Source organism: Variovorax sp. EL159 (genome assembly GCF_900100965.1).
In the GTDB taxonomy this organism is placed as follows: domain Bacteria; phylum Pseudomonadota; class Gammaproteobacteria; order Burkholderiales; family Burkholderiaceae_C; genus Variovorax.
The window spans coordinates 158,903-173,606 of the sequence record NZ_FMUJ01000005.1 but is presented as its reverse complement, the minus strand read 5'-3'; the positions used below and the strand labels follow the sequence as shown (position 1 = coordinate 173,606).

The following is a 14,704-nucleotide window of genomic DNA, read 5'->3' as shown; positions in this document are numbered from 1 at the left end:
ACACGCAGGCAAACCCATGAGTGCAGATCTGTCCCCCGTCGATGCCACGCAGCGCGAGATCATCGCGGCGCTGCATGTCGCGCCCGTCTTCGATGCCGCGCGCGAACTGGAGCGGCGCGTCGACTTTCTCGCCGGCTACCTGAAGCAGACCGGCCTGAAGACACTGGTGCTGGGCATCAGCGGCGGTGTCGATTCGCTGACCGCCGGCTGCCTGGCGCAACGCGCCGTCGAGAAGCTTCGCGCCACGGGCTACGACGCCACCTTCATCGCGATGCGCCTGCCTTATGGCGTGCAGAAGGACGAAGCGGAAGCGCAGGCCTCGCTGGTGGTGATGAAGCCCGACCGCACGATCACCGTCGACATCCGCCCCGCGGCGGACGGCATGCTCGCCGCGCTGAAGGCCGGCGAGCTGAAGTTTCGCGATGCGGCGCACGAAGACTTCGTGCTGGGCAACATCAAGGCGCGCCAACGCATGATTGCGCAGTTCGCGGTGGCGGGCGCGCACGACGGCATCGTGATCGGCACCGACCACGCGGCCGAGGCGCTCATGGGTTTCTTCACCAAGTTCGGCGACGGCGCGGCCGACATCACGCCGCTGACCGGCCTGAACAAGCGGCGCGTGCGCGCGGTGGCGCAGCTGCTCGGCGCGCCCGATGCGCTGGTCTACAAGGTGCCCACGGCCGACCTCGAATCGCTGGTGCCGGGCAAGCCCGACGAAGACGCCTTCGGCGTGAGCTACGAGCAGATCGACGACTTCCTCGAAGGCAAGCCGGTGTCGGCGGCGGCGCGCGCGATCATTCTTTCGACGCATCGCAAGAGCGCGCACAAGCGGGCGTTGCCGGTCGAGCCGCCGGCGCCTGCCGTCTAGCGTTCAGCGCCTAGCGCGCACCCGACAGAAGCTTGATCGCGGCCGCCGACTTGTGGCCCGGGAAGCGCTGCACGATGCCCAGCAGCAGGATGTCGAGCAGGAGGTCGAGGTGCGTCTCGGCATCCAGCCGCTCGATCCACGGATCGTCGCCGGTCGACACACGCAGCGCGGTCATGCCGTGCATGCCCTCCCACAGGATCTGCGTCAGCACAGCCAGCTGCTTTTCGTCGGCAGCCACGTGGCCCTCGGCCGTCAGCTCGGCGGTCAGGCCGCAGACAAAGGCATAGGGATCGCGCTCAGGGTCGCCGAACTTCAACATCGAGGTCTCGATGGGCGCCGCGGGCCGGCGCTCCATGAACACCAGGAAATACTGGTCTGAGTGCCGGAGACCGTCCGCCACGTAGGCGTGGCAGGCGAGCCGGATGCGCTCCAGCGCCGTCTTGCCCGTGGCCACCGCCGCCTGCATGAGCTTGTGCAGCCGGATCAGGTCGTCGTCCACCGCGTTGGCGATCATGCTGGCCTTGTCGCCGAAGAGCGCGTAGACCACCGTGTTGGAGAACCCCGCCTCCTCGGCCACCTTTCGCATGGTGATCTCGCGGGCGCCGCTCTTGGCGATCATCTTGCGAACGACCTTCAGGATGTCCTTGCGACGTTGCTCCTGCTCTCGCTGCTTGCGTTCCTGAAGGCTGATGGAGGCCATGGTGTGCGGATGGGTCGATGTTCTCTGTGGGGGCCGATCTTAGCCGTGCCATCCGCAGCCTCCGGTCGACAGCCTCCGACCGTGCAGGGATACAGAACATCGAACATGAAAAAATACGTTGGTGTTTTTCAGATCATTGTTCTAACATCCGCCCCGCATCGGAAACACGATGCACTTCTGGCTTGAACCGGCGTCCGGTCGGTCAAGCCCCCATGGTTTGGGCAGATGAAGGAGACAACAACATGACAAGAAGAACAGCCCTGCTTTCAGCAGCGCTGGCGCCGCTGCTGTGCGCCGGCTCCGCATGGGCACAGAGCAGCCTGACTCTCTACGGCATGGTCGATGCGGGCCTGCGTTACGAGACGCATGCCACCGACTACGGCAGCGACGGCGCGCCGGTCATCACCCGCTCGCGGCTGCGCATGCCCATGGGCGGCGGCATGTCGGAGAGCTTCTGGGGTGTGAAGGGCAGCGAGGATCTCGGCGGCGGCCTCCAGGCGCTGTTCCAGATAGAGAGCCATTTCGACCTGCGCAACGGCCGCACCTTCCCCGACGACACGCAGAACTTCCAGCTTTCGTTCGTCGGCCTGCAATCGGCCACGTGGGGCCAGCTCACTTTCGGGCGGCAATACAACGTGGCAATGGAGGCCGTATCGCTGGCCTACGGCTCGAACCTCTGGGCCGACTACTTCAACGCCTTCAAGCCCGAGCACACGCTGCTGGCCGGGAGCAAGACCAACAACATGGTCCACTACGGCGCGCAACTCGGCGACGTGGTGCTGCTCGCGCAATACGCGGTCGGCGAAGGCCAGGGCTCCGCGCGACGCGGCAGCCAGTACGGCGCGGCGCTGGCCTATGTGCCCGAGAAGGGCCCGGTGAAGATCAGCGGCGCCTGGATGCGCAGCATCGACGACAACTCGAACGCGAGGTTCGACATCCGCACGGCGGGCGTGCAAATCAGCCTGGGTGAATCAGCCACGCTGCAGGCCGGCTACATCGCCAACCGGCGCGACAACAACTTCACCTCCTTCGCCAACGGGCCGTTCAGTCCCCCGGATCTCGCGGGGCTGGGCATCATCTCGCCCGCGCAGGCGATGGACCCGGCCATCCCGGGCGGCTTCAGCCGGCGCCGGATGATCCTGGCCGGCCTCACCTACAAGCCGATGCCGCTGCTCACGCTGGCCGCCAACGTGTGGTTCACGCGGCAGCGCGGGTACACGTCGGACTTCGACGGTTCGGCAAGCCAGTACCAACTGGTGGCGGGCTATGCGTTGTCGAAGCGGACCATGGTCTACGCCGAGATCGATCACTCGGTCTACCGCGGCGGGCTCATCGGCGCGCAACTCGTGGGCCTCAACGCACAAAGCCCGACGGTGGCGCACACGCAGACCGGCACCACCGTCGGCATTCGCCACAGCTTCTGAAGACTGAAAGGAAACGCGTGCATGCGGTATGCCTCCCTCATTCGATACGGGCTCGTGGCCCTGATGCTCACCGGCCTCGGGGCCTGCAAGGAAGAGCAAGCGCCGGTGCCTACGCTTGCCGATGCCCAGCGGGCGGAATCCCTGCTGCCCACGGACGTCGATCTGCGCGCGCGCTATCAGCGCTCCTGCGCGGCCTGCCACACATCCATCGACGCCAAGGCCCCACTGACCGGTGCCGTTGCGCAATGGAAGCCGCGCCTGGACAAAGGCATGGACCTGCTGGCCAGGCATGCCATGGAAGGCTTCAACGCCATGCCGCCGAAGGGCCTGTGCATGGACTGCAGCGAGTCCGACATGCGCGCATTGATCGTGTTCATGAGCCAAGGGAAGGATGAGCCGAAATGAATGACGCCTCTTCATCGGCAGACCGCGAAGGCCGACGTTCCATGTTGAAGGCCGGTGCGGGTATCGCCGTGGTCGCGGCACTGGGCAGCCATGGCGTTGACGCCCATGCGGCAGCGCCCACCGCATCGTCCGCCGCATCGACAGCCAGTCCGCCGCCCGCCGCGACACCCGTATGGACGAACTGGTCCGGCATCCAGCACTGCACGCCGAAGGCCCTCGAAACCCCGGGCAACGAGGCCGAGCTGGCCGAGGTGCTGCGCAAGGCCGGCCCGGCCGGTGTGCGCTGCGTCGGTGCCGGCCATTCGTTCACCGCGCTGGTGCCCACCGACGCGACGCTGGTCTCGCTCGACCGCATGTCGGAGTTGGTCGCCGTCGACACACAGGCGCAGACCGTGACGCTGCAGACCGGGGCCCGCCTCGCGCTGCTGTCGCGCCAGCTCGACGCGCAGGGCTTCGGATTGCGCAATCTGCCCGACATCGACACGCAGTCTTTCGCGGGCGCCATCGCCACGGCCACGCACGGCACCGGCAAGACGCTGCCTGCGCTGCATGCCGATGTGCTCGCGCTGCGGCTCATGACGCCGAACGGCGAAGTGCTCGAATGCAGCGGGCAGCGCAACCCCGAGCTGCTCGCGGCCGCGCGCGTGTCGCTCGGCAGCCTCGGCGTGGTCACGCAGGCAACGGTGCGCGTGGTGCCGGCCTTCAATCTGCATCGCCGTGTGTTCCTGCGGCCGCTGCAGGCCATGCTCGACGAGGCGCCCGCGCTGGCGGAAAGGCATCGCAACTTCGAGTTCTATTACCTGCCCCACACTGGCTATGCCGCCGGTATCGTCAATGACCTGTATGCGGGCACCGACACCGTGCAGTCGCCCTCGGCGGACGAGGAGATGCTGCGCGACCTGCGCCGTCTGCGCGACTGGCTCGGCTGGTTCCCGCAACTGCGCCGTTGGGTGGCCGGCAAGCTGATCGATGCCGACCAGACCGAAGAGGCGAAGAACCGCTCGTGGAAGCTGCTCTCGACGCAACGCCCCACCAAGTTCAACGAGACCGAATGCCATGTGCCGCAAGCCGATGGCCTGGCCTGCGTGCGCGAGGTGATCGCGGCGCTGGAGCGGCGCAACGACGTGTTCTTTCCGCTCGAATTCCGCTTCGTGCAGGCCGACGATGCGTGGCTCAGCCCCTTCCATGCACGCGACAGCTGCTCGATTGCCGTGCACGCCGCGCAGGGCGAGGCTTACGACTACCTGCTGTCGGAGATCGGCCCGATCTACCGCAAATACCAGGGCCGCCCGCACTGGGGCAAGCTCCATGACCTGGGGCCGGCGCAACTCGCTACGCTCTACCCGCACTGGAAAGACTTTCTCGCATTGCGTGCCCAGCTCGACCCCGAAGGCCGCATGCTCAACCCCTATCTGCGCCAACTGTTCGGAGTGAATGCATGAGCCGTCGAAAGATCCTGCTGGGAACCCTGGGGGTGGCCGCCGTCGGTGCCTTCGCGCTGCGGCCCGGTGACCACGGCGCACCGTACGACGACTACTTTCTCGCGCTCAACGAAGAGCTGAAGAAAAACGGCCCGATGCGCCCCTGCATGGTCATCGACCTCGATCGCATGGACCGCAACCTCGACCTCGTGATGCAGAGCCTGAAGCAAGGCGGCAAGCACTACCGCATCGTCGAGAAGTCGCTGCCTTCGCATGCACTGATCGACTACGTCGCGAAGCGTTCGGGAACGAAGCGGCTGATGTCTTTTCACCAGCCCTTCCTGAACATCGACGCGCAGATCTTTCCGGATTTCGACATCCTCATGGGCAAGCCGCTGCCCGTGCAGTCGGCCGAGCTTTTCTACAAGCAGCACAAGGGGCCCTTCGATGCATCGCGCCAGTTGCAGTGGCTGCTCGACACACCCGAGCGGCTGCAGCAGTACCTGGCGCTCGCCAAGGGGCTGGGCACGAAGATGCGCATCAACATCGAGATCGACGTGGGCCTGCACCGCGGCGGCGTTGCCGACAACGCCACGCTGGGCCGCATGCTCGATCTGATCGCGGCCAACCCGCAGCAATTGGAGTTCGCGGGCTTCATGGGCTATGACGCGCACGTGGGCTTCGGCGTGCCGAAGGTGCTGGGGTCGCCCGAGGAACTGCTGGGCAAGGCCATGGCGATCTATCAGGGCTTCGTCGACCACGTGCGCGGGCAGTACCCGGCGCTGTGGAACGAAGGCCTCACGCTCAATACCGGCGGCAGCCCGAGCTACAAGCTGCACGAGGCCGAGAAGCTCAGCACCGAGGTCAGCACCGGCACCGCCTTGCTCAAGCCCACGCACTACGACATCGACACGCTGGCCGCGCATGTGCCGGCCGCCTTCATCGCCACGCCGGTGATCAAGGCCACGGGGCCGGTGATGATCCCGGCGCTCGACGGCAAGTCGAAGATCTTCTCGTGGTGGGACGTGAACCAGCGCGAGACCTTCTATGTCTACGGCGGCTACTGGCTGGCCGAGTACGAGTCGCCGAAGGGGCTGCAGTTCAACGGCATCCTGGGGCACAGTGCGAACCAGGAGAATGTCACCGGCTCGCCGGCGGTGGGCCTGAAGGTGGACGACCAGGTGTTCCTGCGGCCGGCCATCGTCGAAGGCGTGCTGCTGCAGTTCGGCGATCTCGTCACACTGCGCGGCGGCAAGGTCCAGGATCACTGGCCGGTGTATCAACAGGTGGGCTGAAAGGCCCTGGCGAAGAACCCATGACACAAGACATGCGACAGACCTTCGATGCCATGCGGGCCGCGAGCCTGCGTGCCCAGACGCCGCCCTGGAGCGAGCGCGCCGACCGCCTGCGACGCCTGCGCGCGCTGGTGAAGGACAACCGCCGCGAGATCGCCGCCGCCATCAGCGCCGACTTCTTCAACCGCCCGTTCCAGGAAACCGAACTGGCCGAAGTGTTCCCCGCCATCGAGGGCATCAACCATGCGTTGAGCCACGGCAAGAAATGGATGCGCGTGCGGCGCCGCTCGACCGGTTTGTGGTTCAAGCCCGCGTCGTCGCGGATCATGCCGCAGCCGCTGGGCGTGGTCGGCATCGTGGTGCCGTGGAACTACCCGCTGAACCTGGCCGTCGGGCCGATGACCGCGGCGCTGGCCGCGGGCAATCGCATCATGCTCAAGCAGTCGGAGTTCACGCCGCGCTTTGCCGAACTGTTCGCAACGCTGGTGCGCGCAAGCTTCGCGGCCGACGAGATCGCGGTCGTCAACGGCGACGCCGAGGCGGCGCGCGAATTCTCCAGCCTGCCCTTCGATCACCTGCTGTTCACCGGCTCGACCGCCGTGGGCCACCACGTGATGCGCGCCGCGAGCGAGAACCTCACGCCGGTCACGCTGGAGCTGGGCGGCAAGTCGCCGGCGATCATCGGGCCCGACGCCAATTTCGAGAAAGCCGTGGAACGCATCCTCGTTGGCAAGACGCTCAATGCGGGCCAGACCTGCATCGCGCCCGACTACGTGCTGGTGCCCGAAGGCCAGCAGCAGCGCTTCATCGACAGCGCGCGGCGCGTGTTCGCGGCGATGTACCCGAACCTAGCCAGCAACACCGACTACACGAGCATCGTGAGCCCGCGCCATTTCTCGCGGCTGCAGGAACTGGCGGCGCTGGCGCAGCAGGATGGCGCAGTGGCCACGCCGCTGTCCGACATGGCGCCCGACGCGGCCACGCGGCGCTTTCCGCCGGTGCTGCTGACCGGTGTGCAGGACGGCATGCGCGTGATGAAAGAAGAGATCTTCGGCCCGCTGCTGCCGGTGATGGGCTATGGCGCCATCGACGAAGCCATTGCCTACGTCAACGCGCACCCGCGCCCGCTGGCGCTGTACCTGTTCGAGAAGAACCGCACGACCATCGACCGCGTGATGCACGACACCGTGGCTGGCGGCGTGTCGATCAACGACACCCTGCTGCACATCGCCCAGGACGACCTGCCCTTCGGCGGCGTCGGCGCGAGCGGCATGGGGGCGTACCACGGGGAGTACGGCTTCGAGACCTTCTCGAAGATGAAGCCGATCTTTCATCAGTCGGCGTTCAATGGGCTGGGGCTGTTCAAGCCGCCTTACGGGAAAACTTTTGAGCGGATGATGAAGTTGCTGGTGCGTTGAGCTGCGTGGTTGTCGGGCGGCCGGATCTGGCTGCAGGGCTCGGAAGCAGAAAAGCCCCTGATCCTGTAAAGAATCAAGGGCTTGGCGATTTGGTGGCCTAGGGCGGGATCGAACCACCGACACGCGGGTTTTAGATTTAAAGTGCAACCCAGCATCCACGCGAGGTTGCGGACGGTCAGTGGGAATATCGAGTACTTCTCGACTATCGCTGAACGCAGCCTTCCCATCGGCTTTGACGCTCTTCTGGCCTACTGCATGCACGCCCTTTTGCCCAATTCTCTTACGGGAGTTGTCCCCAGGGTGATGACCGGCTGTTGAATTCAACACTGCGGGACGAATATCGGCGATGCCTGAGCCCAATAGCCGACAACGTAGAAAGGACGGTCGAGATGCACCAGAAACAGGTAGGCGTACTGATCGAGATCATCTAGAACCCTTGGGGCAGAGGTCACGCTGCGACAGCGGCAGCCCGCTACAGGCAGATACACTTCTGCACACTCACTACCGAACAAGAACATGCTTCAAGATAGAACGCCGTTTCGTCAACTTGCTCGTCTCTACAGTATTGCCATCAGTGCGCCGTCCCAGATTTCTGGGATGCGGGAAGACCTGTCAAAGGTTCGAGACGAGATCAAGCATCAGACTGACCTGGAAAACACGTTAGCTGGTCGCCTTGAGCGAGATGTGCAAAAGGTCTCTATCACGGTACAGGAGCTAGATCTTCATCTGAATGCGAGCAAGACCGCCGGGCACACGCACCAAGACATCGCAACCATGCAAGCAGACTTAAGGCAAAAGATTGGCCAAGCGATGCCAGACAACCCCGTTATCAAGGGCTGGAATACGTACTCTCAATGCGATGAGGATGGAATTATTCGTGAGTGCCTCCGCAGAATCGAAACACTCGTCCCGCTTTCAAAGACGTTCATCGAGGTTGGCTGTGGCGACGGCTTGGAAAACAACACACATCAGCTCCTGCTTGATGGCTTCAAGGGTTCGTGGCTCGATGGGAGTCATACCAATATTTCGCGCATCAAGGAAGCGCTCGGCTCACTGAGAACAAGCCAGCTCTTTGTCAAAGAGAGCTTCGCCACACTCGACTCAATGGGAGCGCTGATTCATGAATTTCGTGACTTCGCCGGCACCACGGACATTGACTTTTACACCTTCGACACGGACGGCAATGACCTCCTTTTGGTCCGAAAGTCTCTCGAAACAATTAAACCAAAGCTGCTCTGCGTTGAGTACAACGGGAAATTCCCGCCCCCCACTGCACTTACGATGGCTTACAACAACACCCACATGTGGTCCGGTGATGACTACTATGGCGCAACGCTACAAGCGTGGGTCAATGAACTGAAGGACCGGTACACCCTTGTATCGTGCAACTTGACAGGCGTAAATGCGTTCTTCGTTCGGAACGATCTGGCATCGGTCTTCACCATCTTCTCCACGGAACAGCTTTATCAGCCAACCCGGTACTGGTTAGTTGGAACAAATGGTCACAAGGCCAGCATGCGGTGGCTCAAACAGCTCAACACTGCCAACTCATCGGCTCCTGAATAAATCCACTACATCCCCAGAGCGCCCCCCGGCCCAAAGGCTGGGAGGTAAAGGCTCGATTGTGATGGATCGACTATTTCGTTGGTAGCTTGCCATGCTGAAGCCTGAGCAGCGCGCTAGATGTGAAGAACCTCATCTCCACACTGCTCAGCTCCGAAACCATCGGCGATTTCAAGCACGGAAGCGTGCTTGTCGAGATCGCCAAGAGCGCGCCGGGTGTGATGCTGGCCATGGAAGAAACAAAAGTAACGCTGCAGTAGCAGCCTCACAACACTACGTCTTCGCGATACTGCGCCACGCATAATCAGCTCAAAAGCTTGAAGGGAAGAACTGAATGTTGAAGCAGCTTGGAAAACAGATCGCACGACCATTCTGGGCAAGACTTCAGCCAAGGATCGCAGGCATTGCAGACCAACGAGTCATGGAACTCCGCGGAGAGTTGCATCGAAATGTTGATCAAGAAATAGTGACCTTGCATGAACAGGTCAAGAGCCTGGGGAAAACAATTGATCAGCAAGCAGTTGTGCTCGACCATGTACGAAGGTCACACGAAGAACTCCATCGCGATCACTGGGAAGCACGCCACAACTTCAACCTGCTTCGCGACTCGGTCGAATTTCATCATCGTGCAGTCTTTAAGCCACAGGCCGAATACCAGCTACTGCCTGCCGATGCGCCATTTCTGCGGTTCGCCAATTGCCAGGCCGAGGACTTCTTCCATCCTCGCTACGCGCAACTGACTAAGCTCTTTGAGCAGAAGCCGGACTTTCATCGCAAGCAGTGGGAATGGGTATACATCCTCCACAAGTTCATCGAATCTGGCATCGTGCGCCCAGGTGCACGAGGTTTGGTTTTCGGAGTTGGCGTCGAACCCTTACCCGCCATCTTCGCGTCGATGGGAGCCTACATCACCGCGACCGATGCACCGCCCGATTCAGAGGGCAACGATATTTGGACTTCAACAAGGCAGTATGGCGACAGCTTGGAGACGCTCTTCCACCCGGGCATAACTCCGAACGAAAATTTTCGCAAATTCGTGACGCACCGGCCATGCGATATGAATAACATCGCTTCAGACCTCACTGACTACGACTTCAATTGGTCTTCTTGTTGTTTTGAGCATCTTGGGTCGCTGGAGGCAGGGCTGAATTTTGTTATCAACGCCGTGGAGAAAACCCTGAGAGTGGGTGGCATTGGAGTTCACACGACTGAACTGAACATGTCCTCCAATGAGGACACGATCACGGAGGGCCCGACCGTCATCTATCGTCGGCAAGACATTGAAGCCTTGGTGGTTCGTCTTCGCGAAAGAGGGCATTACGTTGAAGACGTGATCATCGGACCGCCCGCCCATGCGCTGGACTACCATGTCGATGTCCCTCCATACGTGTCAGACATCCATATCAAATTGCTCATCGCGAGCTATGTCGCTACATCAGTAGGATTGGTCATTCGTCGAGGCCGATGAACCTAGAACCCCAGCCTGAGGACGGTGATCGGGCGGGGACGGATACATCAGCGTGGTGCAGGCTCAAAGCTAGGCAATTGCGCCTCCTCAGGATGGAAGCTGTAGGCCGTCGGAAGCACGCTCACAGGCTGCGCCACGAATGTCGAGTTCTTCAGAACACTCGCTGATTGCTTCTGCAGCTTCGTCAGCCCAGCCGTATAGCTGGGCAAGCAGATCGAGGGGGTCTGCACATGGTGCCCTTTGCCTACAGCGGCAAGTACAGGTTCTTGACGGGCTCTGCGGACTGGGGCGATATGAGCAGTGTGAGCTTATCAAGAGCAGCGCGAAGTACCTGCGAGCGGGCGAAGAAATGCCGCGCCACTCCAAGCGGACCAACTCAGGCAAGCTCAATCCCTATGCCGAGAAGCTCGCGGCTTGGCTTGCGATTGAGACAACCAAATCGCCGAAACAGCAGCGCGATCTACGGCCGATTCACACGGCCAGTCAGCCTACGGGTGTACGCCGACCGACTGGTGGTGGCAGTCGAACGTCAGGTGATATGCGAGCACGATAGAGGCATCGATCGGAGGCACGGCGTAGGTGGTCACGACTGGCGCCACTATCTGGCCGTACTACAGAGGAGGCCTAGTGCGCTCTCAGGAACGGTGCTCCATTTGCAGAGCTGCGACACTGTTCGAACGGCTGCAAGCGATGCTGCTAGAGAAACCCAGGGGAATCGAGAGATAGTGGAAGTCTCGACCCTAGTGCTGCATCACGAAGAGCACGTGGTCATTGCTGCTGTCGAGGTGGATTTGGATGCTAGCGTCGCGACAAAGATGCACGTCCTAAACATTCCACATCGCCCGGTCAACGAAAAAGTCCGCCGTTCCTGAGATAGGCAGTTGCGTAGTAAGCCTTCAGCTCTCTACAGAGCCGCAGGTGCACGCACGGTGCGACGACTCACTGCGGGAAGCCCTGCCGCACAAAGGACACGCCATGGCACCTGATTCGACCACGATGCCGACGTCAGCCTTCTTAGGAGTCTCAAGCATGGCATAGCATACGCAGTGCGGAACTTGGCGACCAGGGCGTTTCTGCCTTCGAAGCGGCCCAACCGATACTGTCAAAGCTGCTCAAGTCTGAAACCACCGAGCGAGAGATGCGCTCACTGGCACATCAGATCAGATGAAACTGGCCAAGTTCCCTGCGTACCGGGATCTGGCTGGGTTCGACTTGGACGCAGCGAGGTGAACGAAGCGACAGTGCGCCAGTTGCGCGGACGCAAGTTCCTCGATCAGGCGCACAACGCTGCTCTCATCGGTGAATCTGGAACGAGAAGACTCACCTCGCAACCATGATCGAAGTGCAAGCCATCGAACATCACCGCTTTCGGGTCGGCCCCTCTCTATAGTCGAATTGGTAGATGCTCTTGAATTAGAGAAGTCGAGTGGGAACACTGGCCAGATTGCCAACAAGCTCCTGCACATGGGCCTAGTGATCCTGGACGAACCGGGCTCTCTGCGCTTCAGTAAATTAGGAAGGACGCTCCTATTCCATCTGCTCGCTAAGCTCTACGAAATAACCAGTGTTGTGATCACCACCAATCTGAGATTGAGATTCGGGGAGTGGGCTAGCGTCTTCGGTGGAGCGAAGATGACCACCGTGCCGTTAGATGGGTGGATGCATCGCTGCCACATCCCAGAGACCAGGGACGACAGCTCTCGGTTCAAAAACAATTCTGAAAAGCCTCAACCTAAGAAGGAGAACATCAAGCACATATCCAGATTGTGAATCCCCAGCCTCACAAGGCCAGTGGGTCAGTATTCGATAGAAATCCGGGGTCAGAGATCGGCGAAATCCAACAACGACATGCATCGGCGGCTCAACGCGATGTTCAACGAGCTCACCAGACTCGGCTATTGGATTCAAGAGAATCCAGTGGCCAACCTTCGGTAGTTCCGTGTTCAACAAACAGAACTGTCGTACCTGACGCTGCCGCAGATCAGCAAGTTGCTCGCAGCACTCAACGAATCTCGCAACCCGCACGTCGGCCCCATCAGCAAGATTTGCCTCGCGGTTAGGTGTACGCTGGAGCGAAGCGGAAGAGCTACGGTTGACCCAAGTAAAAACGGGCTCATCAAATACGCCGGCACGAAGTCAGAAAAGACCCGCGCCGTGCCCATTGACGAGCCCTTAGAGGCGGAGATTCTCGTGCACGCGAGGGAGCACATGGCGTCATGGAGCGAATTTCGCCTACGCAGTGTCCGCGTTCAGAGAAGGCGTCGAGCGCGCGGGACTTGTATTGCCAGATGACGCACGTCCTGCGGCACACGTTCGCAATCCGCTTCATGATGAACGGCAGAAACATCTTGACGTTGCCGCGCATCCTTGGTCACGCCAACGTGACCATGACAACGATGCGCTACCCGCACATGTCGCCGGATCATTTGCAGGAAGCGAAGAAGCTCAACCCGCCGACGGCGCCGTCAATCGGTTGGTACCCATAAAGAAAAACGGGTTACGTATTCGCGTAACCCGTTGATTTCATTTTGAATTTTGGTGGCCTGGGGCTCTACCGAAAGAAGGCTGGCAAGCCGCCAGAACACTGCGTTCAACCTAGCGGACATCGACTGGTTACTGCAATAGTTACTTCAGATCGGAGTCCTCATAGATGCCACGCGACCTTATTTCTTCAGACATCATCCTCAGAAACATCAAGCCCGGCGACAAGCGCAAGCGCATATCCGACGGCGATGGGCTGTATCTTTTGCTGTTCGTCAAAGGCGGCTCCCACGGCTGGCGCTTCGACTACAGCGTGCACGGCAAGCGCAAGACCCTTTCCCTCGGCACTTACCCCGATACAGGACTCAAGCTCGCGCGGGACAAGGCTGCAACCGCTCGGCAGTTGGTGGCGGCCGGCGTCGATCCCAGCGCCAACCGAAAGGTGGCTAGGGCTCAGTTCGCCCTGGCAAACTTGGCATCGAAGCGCGCTGACGCAGGCCTGCCGGTCCTCGACAGCTTCGAGGATGTTGCACGCGAGTGGTTCAATACCAGGCGCGACGACTGGGCGGCGAGCTACGGCGACAAGATCATCCGGCGCCTTGAAGTAGACGTGTTCCCTTGGATCGGACGCACGCCAGTGGAGGAGGTCACGCCGCCCCAACTTCTCACTGTCCTGCGGCGCATTGAAAGCCGTGGTGTCGTCGAGACCGCGCATCGAGCACTCGAGAACTGCGGCCAGGTTTTCCGTTTCGCAGTAGCCACTGGCAAGGCCGTCAGCAACCCCGCGCGAGATCTGAAGGATGCACTTCGCAAACCAACGGTTCGGCACTTTCCCGCAATCACGGACCCACTTCGTCTTAGCGAGCTCCTTCGAGCCTGCGACGCCTATCAGGGCACTCATGTCGTACGGGCCGCCCTGCGGCTGCTCCCAATGGTGCTGCTGCGCCCAGGGGAACTACGCCTAGCACGTTGGGGCGAATTTGACCTGGACGCGGGTGTATGGACCGTCCCTGCAGCGCGAATGAAACGAGAGAAAGCCGGCAAACTGCATGGCAAACCTCATGTGGTGCCGCTTGCAACACAGGCCGTGGCGGCACTGCGCGACCTGGCGCCGCTGACCAGCGGCGGGGAATACGTCTTCCGCGGCGAGCGCCATCATGATCGTCCGATGAGTGACGCAGCCATCAATGCTGCGTTCCGCGCAATGGGGTTTGGAAAGGACGAAGTAACCGCACATGGGTTTCGAGCCACGGCTCGCACCATCATGGCTGAGCGCCTTGGCATGCCTGAATCTGTGATCGAAGCGCAGCTGGCGCATGCTGTGAAAGACAGCCTGGGCAGGGCCTACAACCGCACCGAGTTTCAAGCAGAGCGCAGTTCGATGATGCAAACCTGGGCGGATTACCTTGACCGTCTGCGGCGCGGAGCCGAGGTCATCGCGCTTCCCATCAGCGCCACCAAGCAGGCTGCTCAAGCGGCCTGACAAACGCTCCGTCGCATCCATGCTGCACTTGTGTCGCACTCGCAACCGGTGCGTTTCGCCAAGACTATCAGTTGATCGCCCGCGGGCTTGGCCGGTTCATCTCCCCGGCCCCTCCCCCCTTCCTTTCGGGCCTGCGGGCGGTCACCTCGAAAGGAACGTCCAGATGAATATCGACAAC

At 61.4% G+C, this 14,704-nt stretch carries 12 protein-coding genes and 2 pseudogenes; 13 read left to right on the top strand and 1 reads right to left on the bottom strand.

All coding sequences use genetic code 11. The features are described 5' to 3' along the window. Nucleotides 1-16: 16 nt before the first annotated feature. On the top strand, nt 17-868 hold the full coding sequence (gene nadE, locus BLQ28_RS21755; protein ID WP_093243872.1) for an ammonia-dependent NAD(+) synthetase: 852 nt from the start codon (nt 17-19) through the stop codon (nt 866-868). A gap of 10 nt (nt 869-878) precedes the next feature. Here nadE and BLQ28_RS21750 read toward each other — a convergent pair whose 3' ends face one another. Continuing rightward, complete coding sequence (locus tag BLQ28_RS21750; RefSeq protein WP_093243869.1) at nt 879-1,568, bottom strand: TetR/AcrR family transcriptional regulator; 690 nt, start codon at nt 1,566-1,568, stop codon at nt 879-881. A gap of 242 nt (nt 1,569-1,810) precedes the next feature. Between BLQ28_RS21750 and BLQ28_RS21745 the strand changes: the two genes are divergently transcribed. The 12 genes and pseudogenes from BLQ28_RS21745 (at nt 1,811) to BLQ28_RS21690 (ending at nt 14,526) form a co-directional block, all read left to right on the top strand. Next, nucleotides 1,811-2,992, top strand: a complete 1,182-nt coding sequence (locus BLQ28_RS21745) for a porin (protein WP_093243866.1) — start codon at nt 1,811-1,813, stop codon at nt 2,990-2,992. 21 nt (nt 2,993-3,013) lie between these two features. Continuing rightward, nucleotides 3,014-3,397, top strand: a complete 384-nt coding sequence (locus BLQ28_RS21740) for a c-type cytochrome (RefSeq protein WP_093243863.1) — start codon at nt 3,014-3,016, stop codon at nt 3,395-3,397. Next, on the top strand, nt 3,394-4,839 hold the full coding sequence (locus BLQ28_RS21735) for a D-arabinono-1,4-lactone oxidase (RefSeq protein WP_218121954.1): 1,446 nt from the start codon (nt 3,394-3,396) through the stop codon (nt 4,837-4,839). The genes BLQ28_RS21740 and BLQ28_RS21735 overlap by 4 nt, the downstream gene beginning before the upstream one ends. After that, entirely contained in the window at nt 4,836-6,113 is a 1,278-nt protein-coding gene (locus BLQ28_RS21730; RefSeq protein ID WP_093243860.1) for a DSD1 family PLP-dependent enzyme, read from the top strand. Before BLQ28_RS21735 ends, BLQ28_RS21730 begins: the two co-directional genes overlap by 4 nt. Before the next feature lie 32 nt (nt 6,114-6,145). Beyond that, entirely contained in the window at nt 6,146-7,531 is a 1,386-nt protein-coding gene (locus BLQ28_RS21725) for a coniferyl aldehyde dehydrogenase (protein WP_371126702.1), read from the top strand. A gap of 516 nt (nt 7,532-8,047) precedes the next feature. Continuing rightward, nucleotides 8,048-9,097, top strand: coding sequence for a hypothetical protein (locus BLQ28_RS21720; protein WP_143012555.1), 1,050 nt, complete (start codon nt 8,048-8,050; stop codon nt 9,095-9,097). A 119-nt stretch (nt 9,098-9,216) separates the two neighbouring features. Continuing rightward, a complete protein-coding gene (locus BLQ28_RS33055) occupies nt 9,217-9,354 on the top strand; it encodes a hypothetical protein (RefSeq protein WP_176801189.1) in 138 nt (45 codons plus the stop codon). 74 nt (nt 9,355-9,428) lie between these two features. Further along, a complete protein-coding gene (locus tag BLQ28_RS33350; RefSeq protein ID WP_256327411.1) occupies nt 9,429-10,562 on the top strand; it encodes a hypothetical protein in 1,134 nt (377 codons plus the stop codon). 437 nt (nt 10,563-10,999) lie between these two features. Further along, nucleotides 11,000-11,404: pseudogene (locus BLQ28_RS21705) on the top strand (IS21 family transposase); the annotation flags it as partial. A gap of 192 nt (nt 11,405-11,596) precedes the next feature. Then, nucleotides 11,597-12,332 (top strand): annotated as a pseudogene (locus BLQ28_RS21700) (ATP-binding protein). A 518-nt stretch (nt 12,333-12,850) separates the two neighbouring features. After that, nucleotides 12,851-13,048: a tyrosine-type recombinase/integrase gene (locus BLQ28_RS21695; protein WP_143012554.1), complete on the top strand. Its 198-nt coding sequence runs from the start codon at nt 12,851-12,853 to the stop codon at nt 13,046-13,048. Nucleotides 13,049-13,212: 164 nt separating this feature from the next. Continuing rightward, nucleotides 13,213-14,526: a tyrosine-type recombinase/integrase gene (locus BLQ28_RS21690; protein ID WP_093243852.1), complete on the top strand. Its 1,314-nt coding sequence runs from the start codon at nt 13,213-13,215 to the stop codon at nt 14,524-14,526. Nucleotides 14,527-14,704: the final 178 nt, after the last annotated feature.